Source organism: Mesorhizobium sp. M0768 (assembly GCF_040320195.1).
GTDB lineage: Bacteria > Pseudomonadota > Alphaproteobacteria > Rhizobiales > Rhizobiaceae > Mesorhizobium.
This window is the reverse complement of record NZ_JAMYPD010000027.1, coordinates 31,715-51,513: the sequence shown is the minus strand read 5'-3', so window position 1 is coordinate 51,513 and position 19,799 is coordinate 31,715. Positions and strand designations below refer to the sequence as shown.

Below are 19,799 nucleotides of genomic sequence, written 5' to 3'. Positions count from 1 at the left end.
AACGCATGTCGGGTGTCTGGCAGGAGAATATTGTTCGCCTCTGTTCCGGCGACGGACAGGCGCTCGGGACCGGAACGCTTGTATTGACCAGCCAGAATGGGCTGTGCGTCCTGACCTGCGCACATGTTCTCAACGCAGCTCTCGGCCGCGATGACTACTCGCCGGACAGGCCAAGCGATGAAGCGGATTTTGTGTTCGATCTTCCGGCAAGATCCCGCGATCGCAAGTATCATGCGAAGCTGCTGGAATGGTGGCCGCCGCTGCTGGCGGTCGAGCGGGTCACGCAGCCGGTAGGCGACATTGCACTTTTGAAGATCGTTGAGGATGTCCCCGCAAGCGTGCGGCCCTACTCGGCTGAGGATCTTGTCGTTGACGAGCTTGAAGATCGCCTGGTGCGAAGCTTCGGGTTTTCCCAGCCAAATGGCGAGTTTGCTGCAGGCCGGCTGCTTGGCGGCGATGTCGGTGGCTGGGTGCATTTTGCTGCCGAGAGCACGCAGGAATCGTTCGTTGCTCCAGGGTTCAGCGGGGCGCCGCTTCTGGATGATGAGCGCCGGTTCATCCTCGGCATGGTGGTAGCGGTCGACGACGATGCGGCCAAGCGGGTGGCCTTTGCCCTTGGCACTCAGTTGATCTGGACGGCATGCCCACAGCTGGCGCGACCGTATCGTGGCCTGCGTGACTTCGGCGAGCGCGATCGGGCGTTCTTCTTCGGCCGCAAGACATTTGTCGGCAGGTTGCGCGAGAAGCTCCTCACGCACCCGATCGTTGGCGTTGCCGGAGCTTCGGGTTCAGGCAAATCCTCGGTGGTCAAGGCCGGTCTGATCCCGGATCTGCGAAAAGAACGCAACTGGACCATCCTGAAGATGCGGCCAGCCTCCGATCCATGGGTGGACCTGGCGAAGGGGTTGGCGCCGCTGCTGTACGAAGGGCTGCTGCTCGGCGACCGACTGGGCAAAGAGGAAGAATTGGCGGAGAAGCTGCGGGACGATCCCTCGCATCTCGGTGCTTGTCTGAGAGGCGTAGCAAAGGCGCAGCACTCCGACCATGTCCTGGTGTTCGTCGATCAGTTCGAGGAGCTGTTCACGCAGGCTGGCCACGAGGCCGAGCAGTCCGCCGACGGCGAGCTCGTAAAGGCGAGGCGCCCGGACTTCCGGGATCTGATGATACGGACGGCCTCGCTCAAAGGGTCGCCATCGGTTCAATGGATCTATACGCTGCGGGCGGACTTCGCTGGCCAGGCCTATCGCTACCCCGCTTTCGTCGAAGCGCTAAAGGATGGTGAGGAGAAGCTCGCCGACATGAACGGAACCGAGCTTCGCCAATCGATCGTGGAGCCGGCACGAAAGCTTGACGTCGCCTTCGAGGAAGGCATCGATGGCGGGCCGTCTCTCAGCGAGCGCATTGTCGACGCGGTGGAGGCAAGGCCGGGCTCGCTGCCACTGATGGCGCACCTCCTGGAGAAGCTGTGGGAACAGCTGGACGACCGACAGATCACCCATGCGGCCTATGACCGCCTGCGTGGTCTTGAGGGCGCGCTCGATCGTCATGCCGACGGAGTCTTCGAGAGGCTGACGGAGGAGCAGAAGCTGCGTGCCCGACAGCTTATGTCGCGGCTGGTAAAGGTCGAGGAGGGCAACGAGCCAACCCGGCGCGTGCGCACACGCGCGGAGTTGGGCGAGGAATTGTGGGAAGTGGCTGGCCTGCTTGCTGATCCGGGCAGCCGGCTGCTGGTGATCCGGGGCACCGACGAAGACGTGGGTCAGGCAACAGCCGGGGGTGGTGAAGCGCAGGCACAGCGACAGACCGTCGAGGTGGCGCACGAGGCGCTGCTGCGCAACTGGGGCAAGTTCAGCGACTGGTTGAAGCAGGATCTTGCCTTCCTGCTGTGGCGCCAACGGCTCGAGCAGCGGATGGGCGAGTATGAACGCTTCGGGCGCTCCAAAAGCCAACTGCTGCCAGAAGACGCTCTCACCGAGGCCAACAGTTGGGCCGTCAATCCCGCCGTGGACCTCAACAAGGGCCAGCGAGACTACATCGACCTCTCGAATACTATGGCTAACGAGGAAGCGGACCAGCGCGCAAGAGATACCAAAGCCCGGATCGTCCTGCTGACCCGGCAGCGTCGCTGGTACGTGACAGCACTGATGCTCGCAGTCCTGATCATTGTCGGCGGCGGGTTAGCCTATTCCAGTCTGAGCAGCCTTCAATCCGAAACGGAGAAACAGAGAGCCAAGGCTGGCTTTCTAGCTGACGAGGCGCGAAAGCAGACTATTCTTGCCGCTGAGCAGGCCGCGCTTGCTAAGGCGCAGGTCCTCAAAGCTCGAGTAAACGCATCACGGTTTTTAGCTTCTAAGGCCGAGGAAGCAGCAAGTAGGGATGAAGAGCTTGCCCTCGCACTTGTGCTGGCAGCGTTGCCGACCGAGGCGGAGGCAACTGAGACCTGGCCCCTTGTTGCTGATGCGCAAGCGAGCCTCTTTCACATCATTGTGGCGGAACGCTTGTCGGCCGTCCTGCTGCATGAGGACGCTGTCAAAAAAGCCATCTTCTCGCCGGATGGCAAGACGGTGCTGACGGCGTCCGACGACAAAACAGCCCGTCTATGGGATGCCAGGACGGCTGTGCAAATCTCGTTGATGCGGCACGAGGGCGCTGTTCATAGCGCCATCTTCTCGCCCGATGGCAAGACTGTACTGACGGCGTCCGAAGATAAAACCGCCCGCCTGTGGGATGCCAAGACGGGAGGGCAGATCATGCTGCTGCAGCATAGGGACGCGGTAAACAGCGCCATCTTCTCGCCCGATGGCAAGACGGTGCTCACGGCGTCGGCTGACAAAACTGCCCGCCTGTGGGATGCACGGACTGGAGCGCAGATCGCGCTGATGCAGCACAAAGACGTCCTCAATGACGCCACTTTCTCGCCCGATGGCAAGACCGTTGTAACGACGTCGTCCGACAAGACCGCCCGCGTATGGAATGCCAGGACGGGAGCGCTGATCGCACTGATGCAGCACGAAGACACCGTCTATAGCGCCGCCTTCTCGCCCGATGGCAAGACGCTGGTGACCGCGTCGGCCGACAGCGCCCGGTTGTGGAACGCCAGTACGGGAGCGCAGATCGCCCTGATGTGGCACGACGACACCGTTAATAGGGCCGCCTTCTCGCCCGATGGCAAGACAGTGGTGACTGCTTCGCAAGACCACACAGCTGGCCTGTGGGATGCCGGTACCGGAGCGCAGATCGTGCGATTGCGACACGACCATGATGTCAACAGCGCTGCATACTCGCCGGATGGTAAGACCGTGGTGACGGCGTCGGCTGACAAAACGGCTCGACTGTGGGATGCACGGACTGGCGTGCAGATCGCACTGATGCAGCACCCTGACGCCGTCGACGGCGCCGTATTTTCACCCGATGGCAAGACTGTGGTGACGATATCCGAGGACAAGACCGCTCGCGAGTGGGATGTCGGGATTAAAGCGCAGATCGCGCTGCTACAGCACGGGGACCGCGTGTGGAGTGCGGCCTTCTCGCCTGATAGCAAGTCGGCGGTGACGGCGTCATATGATGATACGGCTCGCGTGTGGGATGCCAGGACGGGAGCGCAGATTGCGCTGATGCGACACGAGGACATGGTTGACAGCGCCGTTTTCTCGCCCGATGGCAAGAGGGTCCTAACAGCGTCTTGGGACGACACCGCCCGCCTGTGGGATGCCGCGACGGGAGAGCAGATCACCTTGCTGCAGCACGGGGACACGGTTAACAGCGCCGCCTTCTCGCCTGACGGCAAGGTGGTTCTGACGGCATCAGATGACAATAGCGCCCGCCTATGGGATACGGGGACCGGAGCGCAGATCGCGCTGCTGCAGCATACGGGACCTGTTTTCAGCGCCGCCTTCTCGCCCGATGGCAAGATGGTAGTCACGGCTTCAGCGGACAAGACCGCCCGCCTCTGGAACGCCAAGACGGGAACGCAAATTGCAGTGCTGCAGCACGACAACACCGTCTACAGGGCCGCTTTCTCGCCTGATGGCAAGACGGTTGTGACTGGGTCTCATGACAACACCGCCCGGCTGTGGGATGCGCGGACCGGAGCGCAGATTGCGCTGCTCCAGCATGGCGGCAACGTTATTTGTGTCGCCTTTTCGCACGATGGCAGGACGGTAGTTACGGCGTCCGCTGACGAGACTGCCCGCCTGTGGAATGCCAAAACGGGAGCGCAGATCAAGCTGCTGCAGCACGGAAACGCTGTCACCAGCGCAACCTTCTCCCCTAATGACAAAACGGTGCTGACCGCGTCTGCTGACAACACTGCTCGCCTGTGGGATGCTGGGACCGGATCGCAGATTGCGCTGATGCAGCACAGCGGAACCCTGTTCGACGCCGCTTTCTCGCCAGATGGCAAGACAGTAGCTACGGCATCTTTTGACGGCACCGTCGGGCTGTGGAAGGTTCCGCTGCCTTATGATCTCGCTTTGCCCGTTGCACAAGCATCCCAGTTCCGCTTGCTTTCCGACGCCGAACTGCAGAGCTACGACGTCGAATTGCCCGAGTGGCAGGCTAACCTTGACAAGCGACGCGCCACGCTCTTGCCTTGCGACAGATTGGCCGGGCAGCCCTTCGATCGTCGCGTCGGTCTTGGCGGGATGCCATTTAACGAAATCGATGCCGCGGCCGCGATCGCAGCCTGCGAGGCGGCGGTAAAGAGTGCGCCCGGCGAGCCGCGCTTCCGCTATGAACTCGGGCGCGCGCTAGAAAAGGCAAAGCGCTTTGCGGATGCTGTCGCGGCCTATCAGACAGCTGCCGATGCCGGGTATCCGGACGGCTTCATCAACCTAGCTTACGCCTATCAAGAGGGCAACGCGGTGCCTAAGGACAATGTCCACGCACTTTCGCTCTTTTCTAAAGCGTTCGATTTGGGCGAGGAGAGTGCGGGCTTCCCGCTTGGCCAAATGTACTGGCAGGGGGAGGGCACGAAAGAAGACGGGGCAAAAGCAGTTGCGATCTGGAGTCAAGCTGCCGATGCGGGAAGTCCGGATGCGCATGCAGAACTAGGCAGGTTGGCCGAGCTCGGGACAACAACCACGGCCGCCAATCTGCTCGAAGCTTTTTACCATTACGCTGTTGCCGTGCGGATGTTTGAAGAACACGGCTATCATAAAGAAGCAATTGGACCACGCTACCGCTGCGCCACGCTCGCGCGTAACCTGGAGCCGGAAGCAATCGCGCAAGAGTGGAGCAAGGCACGGGACTTTGTCGCCAGACCGCTCGGTTCAGTCATTGGGGCCCCCAAATGAAATATTTTACCTAATCGAACTCTATTTAGACCGTTTTCTGCGGCGCTCTGACCATCCCCGCTCCGCGACTGTGAGGCGCGGCCACTCACCCACATTTCGAAGGCTGGCGATGCCGACGTGCGGCGCGCGCTCTACGAGGCGGCGCCAGGCCTGATGACGCGCTTCAAGGGCAGGGACAAGGTCAAAAGCTGGGCCGGGAGATCGCCAAACGCTCCTGCCATCGCAAGGCGCGCGTGGCGGTGGCGCGCAAGCTGGCGGTGATCATGCACACCATGTCGAGCGACGGCATGTTCTATGTCGGCGATCCGGCCGCGGGCGAGGGCGACGCCGCGCGGCGCGCCCATGTCAAGAACCGCATGCTGCTGGGAGCGCATCGATAGGCGAAACGACACCAGATGAAACGCATGGCGGCACGCTGACGGACGCCATCTGAGACAAGGAGATCCGCCCCGGCGGATGAGGACCGATGGCGGCAGACCAGGAACGACGGAACGCACGTTATCCTGCCTGCGGCCGCACCGATCGACAGACGGCCGGACTGCGCTCGATTGCCTTTGACGATGCTCCGTCAGACCGATGGAAAAGTGCGCCACGACGGTTCGAGCACTGCACCACTGCGCCGACTAACCCCGTCGCAGAGCGCGGAAGATTGCACGGCGCATCGGAACTCGACGTTCAAAAGCGGAATCGTAGCGCAGTGCATAGATTCGTGTATCATCGCACTATTGAAGAGGAACGACGATGTTGCAGAAGTCTCGCAAAGCACAACCCATTAAAACGGCAGCATAAAAGGGCGCACGTTGCGCGCCGGTTGGGCGGTGGTTTTTCAATGGGTTGGACAGTGATTTCGCAATGTGTGCGTGTTTCAGAAATTCGCGGACACCCATTCCGCTAATTCGCAGACAGCGATTTCAGTAATTACGGGACAGTGATTCCGCTAATTCCCGGACAGTCTTCGGGGCGGATAACGGTCGGTTCTCGGGAGCGCCGTTCTGGCATTTTGCCCTCTCGTCATCGGGTTGAGAGGGGCCATGCCAAGACGGAAGCAAGCGAGACGAACGACAGTGAAAGACCTACGATCCATCCTGCGCCTGACGCATCAGCAGGGCCTCTCGGTGCGAGCGGTGTCGGAACGGCTGAAGATCAGCAAGACTTCGGTTTCGACCTATCTGTTGCGGGCGCGTGAGGCTGGCATCTCGGACTGGCCGCTGCCGCCGGGCTATGACAATGACGTATTGCTTGAGCGGCTTCTGTTTCGCCGGTTGGCTGTCCGCCGTAGGATCTGGACGAGCCCGATTGGGCGATGATCTCGCGCGAGCTGAAGCGCAAGGGCGTGACGCTGACGTTGTTGTGGCAGAAATACCGCGCGGCGCACCCGATGGTTATGGCTACACCTGGTTTTGTGACCGGTTCGGCGCTTTCCAGCGCCGGGCGAGCGCAACGTTCCGCAACCGCCACGAGGCGGGCGCGGTGAAGCAGACCGACTACACGGGCCACACCGTGCCCGTTGTCGATCCCGATACTGGCGTCATCTACCAGGCTCAGATCTTCGTTGCAGTGCTGGGCGCCTCGTCCTTCACCTTCGCCCATGCCAGCTTCAGCCAAAAACTGCCGGACTGGATCGAGGGCCAGTGCCGGGCACTCACCTTCTTCGGCGGGGTAATAAGGCGATCGTCTGCGACAATCTGAAGGCCGGCGTCGCCAAGGCGCTGTGGTTCGAGCCGACGCTCGACCAGACCTTCGCCGCCATGGCCGAACATTACGACACGACGATTCTGCCGACCCGCAGCCGCATGCCGCGCGACAAGGGCAAGGTCGAGGGCGCGGTGCTGATCATCGAGCGCTGGGTCCTGGCCCGGCTGCGCAACCGGCGCTTCTTCAGTCTCGGCGATCTCAACGCCGCCATTGCGGTTCTGCTGGATCATGCCTTTCGGAAAGCCCGACCTCCCGCAGCAGGCGGCGGAAATAATTCTGCATCTCCGCCTCGGAAGTGCGGCTGCAGCAACAGGCGCGAGAGCAGCGCGCCCATAACCATGTCGCTGAGGATGTCGGTATCGGCCCCCGATCGCCATCAGTTCGGGATGATCGGGAATGGAGCCGATCAGTCGCGCCAACAGCCGCAGGGTCGCCCGGTCTGTGGTGATACGCGCCACCTCCAAGCTCGTCAGAGCCGTGACCGCCTCCTCGCGCCAGTGGCTGATGGCCTGGGCGGTGAGTTCCTCCTTCCTCGCATAGCGGCGACAGATGGCCGGTCGCGTCGTGCCCGCGCGCGTGGCGATCTTGTCGAAGCTTGCCCCTCGGCGCCTTCTTCGATGAAGAGCTTGAAGTACAGCCTCCAGGATGGCGGCGTCCTTCGCCTGGTCGCGTGAGCGCCCGGCATGTTTCGCCGGCGAGCCGTCCACCATGGCCCCGGCCCGACTATGAGGTTCCTTGCATGACGGCGTTGCTTCTTCTCCCGGTAAAAACGCATCGCCGCGTGATGTGGGTCAGCGCGAGACGATTGTATGGACGCCTGCCGGCAAGCGAATTCGATCCTCCGTCGTCACTTCTCGCCCACGCGGCCGGCGCGTGTCTTCAGGATTCCGACAACCGATCATGTCACTGCCGCCTTAACGCCAGGTCTGATGGCGGCCCTACGATCAGTCGCACCCAAGTCTCGATCATTGTTCGAAATCTTCATCGTCAGGAAGTCGTGGATCAACTTGAAAAGGGGGCTGTAGAGCTTTCAATTACGATCCTGCCGGACGCCCCGACGAGCATCAAGCGCGCGTCTCTCTTTCACGTAGATTGGATTTCGCTCGTTTCGCCGGCCAATGCTGCTGGGCTAGGCCACGAACCGGGGCCTGCTGCCACCCCATCTGCCGCGCGTGGCGCGTGTGCGACACGGTCCTTGGCAAGAGCCAAGTCTTCCAACGCCTCGCGCCCGACATCACCCCCAATGAGACACTGAAGATCATGGTAGTGCCTTGAGATGCGCGCCTCGCCGGGCTGGGTCGGTATGCATGAGCTGGGCCGCCGCTCGTATGGCGTTGGGCGGCACGCTATCTCATTTCACACCGGCGCCTTCCAGATAGGTGATGATCGCCGCGCGCTGGGCGGCATTGGAAACGCCGACAGTCATTGTGGTGCCAGGCACCATCTGGCGCGGCGCTGTGAGGAAGGTGTCGAGCGACTGACTGTCCCAGACGATGTTCGAGTCCCGCAACGCGGCTGAAAAGCGTGCTCCCTCGATGCTGCCGGCCAGGCGGCCGATGACGCCAGACAGATGCGGACCGGCTCTGTTCTGGCCGGCTCCATGCTGTGGCAGGCTCCGCAGCGCTGCCGGAACAGCCGCTCGCCCTCGGCCTGCTGCGCGGAAGTGGCGGCAGGCAACAGCAGGCCGGCGGCCAACAGCGTAGCCAGGGATGTACGCGCTCGCACGATGGACGTCGCCAGGGATGCGGTTGCAACTCCAGCGGACATGAGGGCGTTGCGTGTCGTGGCTTGTGAATGGTTCATCGGATGACCTCTGCGAAACGTTGAGGGAAGGAGCTTTGCTGCAGGCCGGAGGCTTCCGGCAGGACCATCCGCTCAACAGCGGTGGCTGGGCAGGCAAGGTGCTGGAGAGGATCCAGGTGGTGACTTGTCCTTCGTTGCGGCGGCGATGATCTAATCGTGGCGCGGCAGCGCGCGAGTTCCGATCGCGGGACGGGTTTCGGTCAAACCGGCAAGGATCGTAGTCCGGTCGGAGGGTTCGTCTCAGGCACAGGCGCCGGGGCAAGGTGCTTGGCCATGTCGATGAGCGGCAGCCTGATGACAGCGCGAAGGCCCTCGCTCCGGTTCTCCAGCACGATATCGCCGCCGTGGTGACGGGCGATGGCACGGGCGATTGACAGGCCGAGCCCGACGCCGCCAGTATCCCGGTTGCGCGACTGCTCCAGGCGGAAGAAGGGAGCGAACACCTGTTCCATCTTGCTTGGCGGAATGCCGGGTCCTGCGTCCTCGACCACGATGTCCAGGCTGTCGGCACTCCGGACCAGGCTCACCCTTGCCTGTTCGCCGTAGCGGATGGCATTCTCGACGAGGTTGCGGATCGCCCGGCGCAGGGAGTCCGGCCGGCCGCGGTACAGCACCTTGGGTCCATCGCTGACGGTGATGTTTTGGCCGAGCTCAGCGAGATCGTCGCAGAGGCTGCCGACCAGCGCCGAAAGATCGACGGTTCGCGTCTCCTCTACCGTGGCGTCCTCGCGCGCGAAGGCGAGCGCCGCTTCCGTCATCGTCTGGATCTCCTCGATGGTCTTCAGCATCTTTTCCTGGAGTTCGTGATCCTGGACAAACTCCGCGCGCAGCCGGAGCGAGGTCAGCGGCGTACGCAGGTCGTGGCTGATCGCCGCCAGCATGCGCGTGCGGTCCTCGACGAAGCGCTGCAGGCGCTCCTGCATGCGATTGAACGCCTCGGCGGTCTGGCGGATATCGTCCGGCCCCGATTCCGGTAGCCGCGGCACGGCCTCGCCGCGGCCGAACAGTTCAGCGGCATTGGCGAGCCGTCGCAGCGGACGGGCGATTGCCTGCGCCCCCAAAATAGCTATGGCGGACAGGATGAGTGCGGTGAGAGCCAGCGATATCGCCGATTGCGTCGTCCAGAAGGCGTTTGGCATCGCCTTGGCGTAGGCGGCATTCAGCCAGGTGCTGTCATCGAGGCGGACCGAAAGGCCCATGCCGTTTGGGGCGGCGTCCATATAAATAAACTTGGCCGGCCGCGAGAAGGGTTGGCCACTGCCGGACAAATCCATCATGCGCGGCGGCACGGAAGGATCGGCGGCATCGACGGCGGTCGAGGCCTGTCCGTTCATATAGCCGGCATACTTGCCGGCAATCCCGGGCAGCGGCTTGGCGAGCTCTGTCAGGGCCTCCTGTTGCCAGGCGAGGGGATTGTTCGGTCCGTCGTCCGAGGTCCAGAAACGCGTATAGGCGGTGCCGCTGACGTTGAGTATATCAGGCCGAAGCGAGGGCGGCGTCGTGTCAAGCAGAAGCGCAAGCGAGGACGTGCGGCTGACGAACTCGCCCTTGGCCGCCGCGTGCAGGGCCTGGCCGCGCTCGTCCCACGAGATCAGGAAGGTGATCGCCTGCGACAGGGCGAGCGCAAGCAGTACTAGGATGAGGAAGCGGGCCGCCAGGCTGCGTCTCCACAACAGCATCATGCCTGGGCCACCTCGGCGGTGAAGCAGTAGCCGCCGCCCCAGTGGGTCTTGATCAGCATCGGACTCTTCGGATCCGCCTCGATCTTCTTGCGTAGCCGGCTCACCTGGTTGTCGACGGCCCGATCGAAGCCGTCGGCAGTGCGCCCGACCGTGAGGTCGAGCAACTGATCCCGGCTAAGCACGATTCCGACATGCTCGATGAAGGCAGTGAGAAGGCGGAATTCAGCCGTGCTGAGCGCGACCGCCACGCCGTCGAGCCCAACCAGCTCGCGGCGGCCGACATTCAGCGTCCAGCGGTCGAAGCGCAGCGCGTTCGATTTGAGCCGACCGCGCTGCGGCGGCAGGCTGTGGACGCGCCTGAGTACGGCTTTGATCCGCGCCAGCAGTTCCCGCGGATTGAACGGCTTGGTCAGGTAATCGTCGGCCCCGATCTCGAGGCCCACGATCCGGTCGATCTCCTCGGCCATGGCGGTGAGAAAGATGATCGGAACGTCGACCGTCCCGCGCACGTGACGGCAGGCGGCAATGCCATCCTCGCCAGGCATCATGACGTCGAGGACGATGAGATCGGGCAGGCTGCGGTCGAGCAGCCGCTTGAGCGCGGCCGTGCTGTCGGCGACGCTGACGCGATAACCCTGCTGGGTGAGGTATTTCCCGACCAGGTCGCGGATGTCCCTGTGGTCGTCGACGACCGCGATGTGCCGCGCCCCTTCCATGCAATGCTCCAAAAGCCGCTACCAAATAGTCGGTCAGTATCGACGACATCTAGTTTGCGTCTACACGGATGATCACCTTTCGCACATGGCGGCAACTCGCGCGACATCAACAAACCGTGAGAAGTGTAACGAAGTGTAACAGAATGCCTCGTCTGCGACAGCTTGCGATGAACTGCCGTTCAACGGGACAAGGTTCTGCGACAGGTCCTGGCTAATTTTGGCCTCGTCGCTAGCCGGGACTTCCAGTCTCTGCCGCCGGGCCACGCCGCGCGGCATCCAGACGGGCGGTCCTCGCCAGCCTTTGATCGAAAAGGGTTGCACAATGGCCAGATTGATCGTCAACGGCACGCCAAGGGACATCGAGGTAGATCCGGACACGCCGCTGCTGTGGGTGATTCGCGAGCAGATCGGACTTACCGGGACGAAGTACGGCTGCGGGGTTGCCGCCTGTGGAGCCTGCACCGTCCATATAGACGGCGCCGCCACGCGCTCCTGCGTGCTTCCGGTGAGCGCGGTCGGGCCGGATCAGCAAATCACCACTATCGAGGGGCTTTCACCGGACAGTTCGCATCCGGTCCAGCAGGCATGGCTGGCGCTCGATGTGCCGCAATGCGGCTATTGCCAGGCCGGCATGATCATGGCTGCGGCGGGGCTACTCATGCAGAACCCGAACCCCACGGACGAGGACATAAACGGCGAGATCACCAACATCTGCCGCTGCGGCACCTACAACCGGGTGCGCGCCGCGATCAAGCTTGCCGCCAAGGGCGGCGAAGCCGCCCAACGCGGTTGAGGAGGACGATCATGACCGCCATAATTTCCATCTCCCGCCGCAGCTTCATCATCGGCGCGGCCTCCACGGCCGGCGGCCTGTCCCTCGGATTCAACGTGCCGTTCATCAAGCCGGCACTTGCCGAGGCCGCCGAGACCGCGCCGGAGATCAATGCCTGGGTGGTGATCAGGCCCGACGACACGGTGGTCATCCGCATCGCCCGCTCCGAGATGGGGCAGGGGACGCTGACCGGCCTGGCGCAACTCGTCGCCGAGGAGCTGAATTGCGACTGGTCCAAGGTAACGACCGAATATCCGTCGCCGGCCCAGAATCTCGCGCGCGACCGCGTATGGGGCAATTTCTCGACCGGCGGCAGCCGCGGCATCCGCGAATCGCACGAATATGTGCGCATTGGTGGCGCCGTCGCGCGCGAGATGCTGATTGCCGCTGCGGCCGCCGAATGGGGGGTGCCGGCCAGCGAATGCACCGCAAGGATGGGCATGGTCACGCATGCAGCATTAAATCGCGCCACCTTTTATGGACAGTTGGCCGCTGCCGCGGCGCGGATGACGCCACCCACCAACGCCACGCTGAAGGACCCGAAGGACTGGACCATAGCCGGCAAGCCGCTGCCGCGGCTCGACACCACCGACAAGCTCAATGGCAGCCACGTCTACGGCGTCGATCTCAAACTGCCGAGCATGCTCAACGCGGCGATCCGGGCCTGCCCGTATTTCGGCGGCAAGGTGAGGAGCTTCGACGCGGCGGCGGTGGCTGAAATGCCCGGCGTGCACACCGTCGTTCAGGTCGACGAAACCGCTGTTGCGGTTGTCGCCGACACGTGGTGGCGGGCGAAGACCGCTCTCGATGCCCTGCCGGTCGTCTGGGACGAAGGTCCCAACCGGCAGGTCACCAGCGCCTCGATAGCGGCGATGCTCGAAGAGGGGCTCGGCGCCAATGACGCCTTCATCGGCGCCGCGCAAGGCGATGCGGGTGCTGCCCTGTCCGCCGCTGGTCGGACGGTTACCGCGACTTATGCATTTCCCTATCAGAACCACGCGACCATGGAGCCGATGAACGCGACGGCACTCTACACGCCGGAGCGCTGCGAGGTATGGGTGCCGACCCAGAATGGTGAGGCGAGCCTGGCTGCAGCGGCCGAAGCCGCCGGCTTGCCGGTGCAGCAATGCGAGGTGCACAAGATCCATCTCGGCGGCGGTTTCGGCCGGCGCGGCAACTTCCAGGACTATGTGCGCCAGGCGGTCAGCATTGCCAAGCAGGTGCCGGGAACGCCGGTAAAGCTCATCTGGTCGCGCGAAGAGGACATGCTGCACGGCGCCTACCACCCGACCACGCGATGCCGGCTGACGGGCGCGCTCGACGCGGACGGCAACCTGACCGCTCTGCACATGCGCATATCCGGCCAGTCGATCCTCGCCGCGGTGCGGCCGGAAGGCATGCAGAACGGCATGGACCCTGTCGTTTTCCAGGGCCTCGTCCTCGCCGGCATGGAAGGCACGCTTGGCTATACGGTGGACAATCTGCTTGTCGACCATGCCATGCGAAACCCGCCGATCCCGCCGGGCTTCTGGCGTGGCGTGAACCTCAATCAGAACGCGCTCTACGTCGAGTGTTTCATGGACGAACTCGCCCATGCGGCCGGTGTCGACCCGCTCGCCTTCCGACGCAAGCTGATGGCCAACCATCCAAAACACCTCGCCGTACTGGAGGCGGTTGCCGAACGGGTCGGCCGGGACACCCCGCCCGCAGCCCGCGTCCACCGCGGTCTGGCGCAGATCATGGGCTTCGGCAGTTATGTCGCGGCGGCAGCGGAGGTTTCGGTCACCGACGGGCAGCTCAGAATTCACCGCATCGTGGCGGCGACCGATCCGGGTCATGTCGTCAATCCCGCACAGGTGGAGCGGCAGGTCGAGGGCTCCTTCGTCTACGGCCTTTCCGCCTGCCTCTACGGCGAATGCACCGTCAATGGCGGCCGCATGGAGCAGGAGAACTTCGACAGCTACGAGGTCTTGCGCATGGCCGAGATGCCGGAGGTGGAGACGATCATACTGCCGTCCGGAGACTTCTGGGGCGGCGTCGGTGAGCCGACTATCGCAGTCGCTGCGCCGGCCGTCCTCAATGCGATCTTCGCCGCCACCGGAAAACGCATTCGCACGCTGCCGCTGAAGAACCATGACCTGGCATGACATGAGGCGCTCGAAGAACAGGCGCGGTGGACGATCGTTCGCGCCCGTTCTGCTTGCGGGGCTCCTGGCCAGCGCGTCGGCATGGGCCGAGGCGGCGCCCGGCGCGACGGCTGCACCGGCTGCCACGGACCGGCGGCATTCGGCTCGGCCATCCCTTCGCTCGACGGCCACGCTGCCGACGACATCGTCGCCCAGATGCAAGCCTTCCGTTCCGGTGAGCGTGAGGCAACGCTCATGGGCCGCATCGCCAGCGGATATACCGACGAAGAGACGCGCGCCATCGCCGAATGGCTCGCCAAACCGGAGGCGGCACGCCATGCCCAGCCGTAGAGCCGTGATCGGCGGTGCGGCGGCCAGCGTCGCCGCGGCCGTTCTTGCCACGCCGCAGGTGCGGGCACAGGCGCGGCCCCGGGTCGTCGTGGTCGGCGGCGGCTTCGCAGGCGCAAGCTGCGCACGCGCACTAAAACAGCTGGATCGCGACCTTGCCGTGACGCTGATCGAGCCAGAGACCGCCTATCTGGCCTGTCCGTTCAGCAATGCCGTGCTTGCGGGTCTGCGCGGCCTCGAGGCGCAGACCTTCGGTTATGACCGGTTCGGCGACATCGAGCTCATCCGCAAGCGCGCTGTCGCCGTCGATGCCGAGCGCCGGCTCCTTCGGCTGGATGACGGTACGGATATTGGCTACGTCAGGCTGGTGATGGCACCCGGCATAGACCTGCGCTTCGACGCGTTGCCGGGCTACGATGAGGCGGCGGCGCAGATCATGCCTCATGCCTGGAAGGCGGGGGCGGCAGACGCTGCTGTTGCGCGACCAGCTCGCCGCGATGCCGGACGGTGGGACGGTCATTCTTTCCGCGCCCGCCAATCCGTTCCGCTGCCCGCCCGGTCCCTACGAGCGGGCAAGCCTGGTCGCGCATTACCTCAAAACCAGCAAGCCACGCTCCAAGCTGATCATCCTCGACGCCAAGGACCCCTTTTTGAAGCAACGGCTGTTCGAGGCGGCCTGGCCAGAGCTCCATCCCGGCCTGATCGAATGGGTGCCGCTGTCCTCGGGCGGCAGGGTGACGGAAGTCGACCCGGCGACAAGAATGCTGGTGACCGAGTTCGGCAGCCACAAGGCCGATGTAGCCAACGTGATCCCGCCGCAACGCGCGGGCGGGATCGCGCAGTCGGCCGGTGTCGCGGATCAGACGGGCTGGTGCCCGATCGATCCGGCCACCTTCGAGTCCCGCCTGCAGCCGGCGATCCACGTCGTCGGCGACGCGGCGATCGGCGGAGCGATGTCGAAATCCGCCTTCAGCGCCAACGCCCAGGCAAAAGCCTGCGCTGCGGCGGTAGCCGCCCTGGTCAGGGAGCGGCAGCCGGCGCAGCTGAAGCTCATCAACACCTGCTACAGTCTGGTCGCGCCCGGCTACGGCATTTCGATCGCCGGCGTCTATCAGCCGCGCGACGGCCTGCTTGCCGAGGTGGAGGGTGCGGGCGGCACCAGCCCGCTCGAAGCGCCGTCCTCCGTCCGCGCACTGGAAGCGGCCTATGCGGAGGACTGGTTCCGGACGATCACCAGCGAAGTGTTCGGATGACGAGGACGACTTGCCTCACTCTCACGGGATTGCTGCTTGCCGCTTCGCCCGGTGGCAGCGAGGAGGTGGGATCCTACCTCGTGACCGGCGATGTGATCATGGAGCCTCTGGTCGACAGCAGAGGCGATCCGGCTCGCGGCGCCGCGCTGATCTCGGACCGGCAGCGCAGCCTCTGCACGCTCTGCCATAGCGGGCCGTTCCCCGATGCGCATCTGCACGGCACGCTGGCGCCCGACCTGACCGGCGTCGGGACAAGGCTTTCGGAAGGCCAGATCCGGCTGCGCGTGGTCGACATGAAGCGCCTCGCGCCGGATACGATCACCTTCCTACCTACCGTGTCGCGAAAGAGGAAGACCGGCGCGTCGCCACTGTCTGGCGCAGCAAGCCGATCCTGACCGGCGCCGACATCGAGGACATCGTCGCCTATCTCACGACGCTGAAAGGGTGATCATGCGCGAAGATCCGCTTCGAGTTCACGCAGGCCTGGTCGGGCGGCGGCAGTTTCTTCGGGCCGGTATGACCGGCCTTCTGGTGGTCGGTCTGCCGCGCCGGGCCGTTGCTCGTCCGAGCCTCGATGAAGCGATCCGTACCTTCACCGGCGGAGCCGAAATCCTCGACGGTCGCATCCGGCTCGATTTGCGCCTCTGGTCGAGAACGGCAACGCGGTCGGGATCACAGTCGCCGCCGAGAGCCTGATGACCACGGACGATCATGTCCGGCGCATCGCGGTCTTCAACGAGAAGAACCCGGAGGCGAATGTCGCGGTTTTCCATCTCGGTCCGCGCTCGGGCCGCGCCACCGTCTCGACGCGGGTCCGGCTCGCGACCTCCCAGGTCGTTGTCGCGGTCGCTGAGATGAGTGACGGCAGCTTTTGGTCGAGCAAGGCGAGCGCGATCGTCACGCTGGCCGCCTGTATCGAGGACCTCTCATAATGGCGCGCGTGCTCGTCAACGTGCCGAAAACGGCCAAGCAGGGCGAGGTCGTCGAGATCCGAGCGATGATCGCCCATCCGATGGAAACCGGCTACCGTGTCGGCCCGAACGGAATCAACATCCCCCGCGACCTCATCCGCCGGTTCGCCTGCACCTATAACGGCGAGGAGGTGTTTTGGGCAGATCTCCATCCGGCAGTGTCGGCCAATCCGTTCCTTGCCTTCACGCTCGTCGCCACGACGAGCGGCACGATCGAGTTCGCCTGGACCGACGACGCCGGGAAGACTCAAACGGCATCGGCCGAAATCACGGTGCGCTGATGCGCGCCCCTTGGGGCCTGGTGGGGATCATCGCGGCGGGCGTCTGCAGCCTGGCCATCGCTGCCGGCATCGAAGACGCCGAGAAGCGCTCCGGCTTCGACTTCATGACGCCGGAGACGCAGGCGCTGCAGGCCGACGACATGAACAATCCCGGCATGCTGTGGGTGCTGCAGGGCGAGCAGCTCTGGCAGCAGTCGGAGGGCAGGGCGGATGTCGCTTGCTCCGGCTGCCATGGCAATGCGACCCGGACAATGCGCGGCGTTGCCACGCGCTACCCGGCCTTTGACGAGGCGACGGGACGGCCGATCGACCTTGCCGGGCGTATCAACTCCTGCCGAGCGGAGCGGCAGCAGACCAAGCCGCTGGCGCTGGAGTCTGACGCATTGCTTGCCCTGACAACCTATGTGGCGCATCAGTCGCGCGGCATGCCAATAGCAGCGGCAACCGACGCCCGACTCGCGCCGTTCCGCGACAACGGCCGGCGTCTGTTCCGGAGCCGCATCGGCCAACTCGATCTTTCCTGCGCCTCCTGCCACGACGACAATTGGGGCAAACGGCTCGGTGGCAGTGCCATCCCGCAGGCGCACCCGACCCGCTCTACCGACTGGAGTGGCAGATGATCGGTTCGCTGCAGCGGCGCTTGCGCAACTGCATGATCGGCGTGAGGGCCGAGCCCTTCGCCTTCGGCGCGCCCGAATTCGTCGACCTGGAACTCTACCTGGTCGAGCGCGCGCGGCCTGCCGGTCGAGACGCCGGCCGTGCGGCCGTGACGCCGGCCGGGGACTCCGCGCAACTTTGGCAAGCAGCGTCCTTGTGGGACTGCGACAGTTTCGCTCCTTGGTCGGCGCTCGCCTAGCGGACCTGATGACGGCCCCATCCATATGTGACGGCCCACACGGATAGGCGGCCGAGGAAAATTGTATCCAAATCTGTCGAAACGAGCGAAATCCAAGGACTGCGAGGCTCTCGCGTACATTCGCATACATCTCGATGCCACTCGGGCAAACTCCTGCGACAGGCCCAGCATAAGGTTCAATCGTGAGCAGGAGCCTCGTCATGGTGACGAGACGGAAAGCCGAGAGCGGTCTCGCAAGCAGGAGTCAATGCTGCGCGAGGCGCCGATTGGCGGTCTGCTCATTTTAAGAAAGGAAAAATACGATGAACAAACTCGTAGCAGCTTTCACCCTCCTCACCTTGTCGACAGGAGCCTCTCTCGGCGCCAATCAAAACCCGGACCGTGACCCTACCCGCGGATTCGCTACTGGTGTCGAGAACAGCGAAATGACCTTGGATGCCAATCACACGGCTTCCTTGCCTCGACCCGTGGTGGCCACGGAGGAAGGACAACCACAGTCCGGCAAGGTTCCTAACGAGCGTGCACCATGGGCGGGCCGTTAGGATACTGAACTTGTCTCCCGCAATGTCCAATCACCCGCCATGCAACGAGGGTGGTTGGACAGGCGGCGCAAGAACAACTTGCCGTCTATGGATGGATTGAACGTCTTCAATTACTTGCTGGTGACGCTGAAGCACCTCTGTCAGGTGCAGCGCGCTAAGCTTTGACGGGTGTCTTGCGCGCCTTCTTCACCGGCGACTTGACTCCCGTTGCGGCTGTTGTCGCTGCTGCCGCGCGAGCAGCTCGTTTTGGTTTTTCTGCCGCAGCTATTTCTGGCGCTGCTGCCTTGCGTCCCAGGCCTATTGATTTCGCCAGGGCCGAGCGAGTGGCCGCGTAGTTCGGCGCCACCATCGGATAGTCGGAGGACAGGTTCCATTTCTGCCGGTATTCGTCCGGACTCAGATTGTAATGCGTTCCGATATGCCGCTTCAAGGATTTGAACTTTTTCCCGTCTTCCAGGCATATGATGAAATCAGGTGACACTGACTTCTTGATCGACACCGCCGGCTCCAGTTTGGCTGCGGTCGGAGCCACAGGTGTACCGATCCCCTGCAAAACGACATAGACATCCCCGATCAGCTTCGACAACTCGCCGACCGGCAGCGGATTGTTCGAAACGTAGGCGGAAACGATGTCGGCGGTGATTGATATGAGATCAGCCTGCTTGTCTTGCTCGCGGGCAACGGTCATTAAGTTTTCCTCTTGTCTAAGGGGTGCATTGAAAAACGGATAATCTGTCTATTGCCGTCAGGCAATGATTTCGTCCTGCCTCCAACAAACCTCATCGGTTGCAAATATCAAGCCGCCAAGCTTCGCTTCCCATCGTTCTGCGCGGCTGCGGATAAAGTTCCGATAGCGTGGGACTATGAACAAACTTTCTCCTCGTCTCCCCGCGCGAGGCCGCAGACCCTACGCTCGCCCGCCCCACGAAACCTCGCTGCTGCACCGCAGATTGAGCGATAAACATGCGCGCACAATCTTTGTCGTCGCGACACTTGGCGGCGCGGTGCTTGTCGCCACGTCGGAGTGAATTGGACCTTCGGGCGCAGTTCATCTGGAACGCATCGGCGACGTTCAGGTTAGGCTGTACCTCGTCGGTCAACAGGTCCGGCAGGCTTATTTCGGGGCGCAGCACCTAACGCGGGCCGGAACATAGTTGAGCATCTCGCTGACGCTATCGCAGATGCTGTGCAGGGTCCCACCGCAATGGTCGCAGACGGAGCTGTCGACGTCGATGACCCGTTCAATGCGCGGCGGATGATCGGGCAGCGGCTGGCGCTCTGGTTGCGCTTTTCCGGGTTCGCCACCGGCGCGGAATGACGTTCGCGCACTCGCACGATATCGCTTTCGATGTCCTCCGTAGCAGGCTCAAACTGGTCGGGGTCCATGCGCTCGGAATCCG

Annotated in this window: 10 protein-coding genes and 5 pseudogenes; 11 read left to right on the top strand and 4 right to left on the bottom strand. The window is 63.5% G+C overall.

Annotated features, from left to right (window positions below):
* The first annotated feature begins 5 nt into the window (after positions 1 to 5).
* From NKI08_RS26635 to istA, 3 genes and pseudogenes are all read left to right on the top strand, one after another.
* Complete coding sequence (locus NKI08_RS26635) at positions 6 to 5,294, top strand: nSTAND1 domain-containing NTPase (protein WP_352773510.1); 5,289 nt, start codon at positions 6 to 8, stop codon at positions 5,292 to 5,294.
* 93 nt (positions 5,295 to 5,387) lie between these two features.
* Positions 5,388 to 5,674: pseudogene (locus NKI08_RS26630) on the top strand (IS110 family transposase); the annotation flags it as partial.
* A 651-nt stretch (positions 5,675 to 6,325) separates the two neighbouring features.
* Positions 6,326 to 7,216: pseudogene (gene istA, locus NKI08_RS26625) on the top strand (IS21 family transposase); the annotation flags it as partial.
* Between the two features lie 1,124 nt (positions 7,217 to 8,340).
* Here istA and NKI08_RS34755 read toward each other — a convergent pair.
* The 3 genes from NKI08_RS34755 to NKI08_RS26610 form a co-directional block, all read right to left on the bottom strand.
* Positions 8,341 to 8,499, bottom strand: a complete 159-nt coding sequence (locus NKI08_RS34755; protein WP_502899674.1) for a c-type cytochrome — start codon at positions 8,497 to 8,499, stop codon at positions 8,341 to 8,343.
* 493 nt (positions 8,500 to 8,992) lie between these two features.
* Positions 8,993 to 10,474 carry an ATP-binding protein gene (locus tag NKI08_RS26615; RefSeq protein WP_352773507.1) on the bottom strand — a complete coding sequence of 494 codons (1,482 nt, stop codon included), beginning with the start codon at positions 10,472 to 10,474 and terminating at the stop codon, positions 8,993 to 8,995.
* A complete protein-coding gene (locus NKI08_RS26610; protein WP_352773504.1) occupies positions 10,471 to 11,190 on the bottom strand; it encodes a response regulator in 720 nt (239 codons plus the stop codon). Before NKI08_RS26610 ends, NKI08_RS26615 begins: the two co-directional genes overlap by 4 nt.
* 322 nt (positions 11,191 to 11,512) lie before the next feature.
* Here NKI08_RS26610 and NKI08_RS26605 point away from each other — a divergent pair, with 322 nt between their 5' ends.
* The 8 genes and pseudogenes from NKI08_RS26605 to soxA all read left to right on the top strand — a co-directional run bounded on the left by NKI08_RS26605 (position 11,513) and on the right by soxA (position 17,771).
* Positions 11,513 to 11,983 carry a (2Fe-2S)-binding protein gene (locus tag NKI08_RS26605; RefSeq protein WP_352773501.1) on the top strand — a complete coding sequence of 157 codons (471 nt, stop codon included), beginning with the start codon at positions 11,513 to 11,515 and terminating at the stop codon, positions 11,981 to 11,983.
* Positions 11,984 to 11,994: 11 nt separating this feature from the next.
* Entirely contained in the window at positions 11,995 to 14,169 is a 2,175-nt protein-coding gene (locus NKI08_RS26600) for a xanthine dehydrogenase family protein molybdopterin-binding subunit (RefSeq protein WP_352773498.1), read from the top strand.
* An 81-nt stretch (positions 14,170 to 14,250) separates the two neighbouring features.
* Positions 14,251 to 14,499 carry a c-type cytochrome gene (locus tag NKI08_RS26595; RefSeq protein WP_352773496.1) on the top strand — a complete coding sequence of 83 codons (249 nt, stop codon included), beginning with the start codon at positions 14,251 to 14,253 and terminating at the stop codon, positions 14,497 to 14,499.
* Positions 14,486 to 15,749: pseudogene (locus tag NKI08_RS26590) on the top strand (NAD(P)/FAD-dependent oxidoreductase). The gene NKI08_RS26595 and the pseudogene NKI08_RS26590 overlap by 14 nt, the downstream one beginning before the upstream one ends.
* Positions 15,746 to 16,144 carry a cytochrome c family protein gene (locus tag NKI08_RS26585; RefSeq protein WP_352773494.1) on the top strand — a complete coding sequence of 133 codons (399 nt, stop codon included), beginning with the start codon at positions 15,746 to 15,748 and terminating at the stop codon, positions 16,142 to 16,144. The pseudogene NKI08_RS26590 and the gene NKI08_RS26585 overlap by 4 nt, the downstream one beginning before the upstream one ends.
* 121 nt (positions 16,145 to 16,265) lie before the next feature.
* Positions 16,266 to 16,681: pseudogene (locus NKI08_RS26580) on the top strand (SoxY-related AACIE arm protein).
* Complete coding sequence (gene soxZ, locus NKI08_RS26575; protein ID WP_352773492.1) at positions 16,681 to 17,001, top strand: thiosulfate oxidation carrier complex protein SoxZ; 321 nt, start codon at positions 16,681 to 16,683, stop codon at positions 16,999 to 17,001. The pseudogene NKI08_RS26580 and the gene soxZ overlap by 1 nt, the downstream one beginning before the upstream one ends.
* Positions 17,001 to 17,771 (top strand): annotated as a pseudogene (gene soxA, locus NKI08_RS26570) (sulfur oxidation c-type cytochrome SoxA). Before soxZ ends, soxA begins: the two are co-directional and overlap by 1 nt.
* Positions 17,772 to 18,553: 782 nt before the next feature.
* On the opposite strand, the gene NKI08_RS26565 reads toward soxA, so the two are convergent.
* Positions 18,554 to 19,087 carry a Ros/MucR family transcriptional regulator gene (locus tag NKI08_RS26565; RefSeq protein WP_352773490.1) on the bottom strand — a complete coding sequence of 178 codons (534 nt, stop codon included), beginning with the start codon at positions 19,085 to 19,087 and terminating at the stop codon, positions 18,554 to 18,556.
* Positions 19,088 to 19,799: the final 712 nt, after the last annotated feature.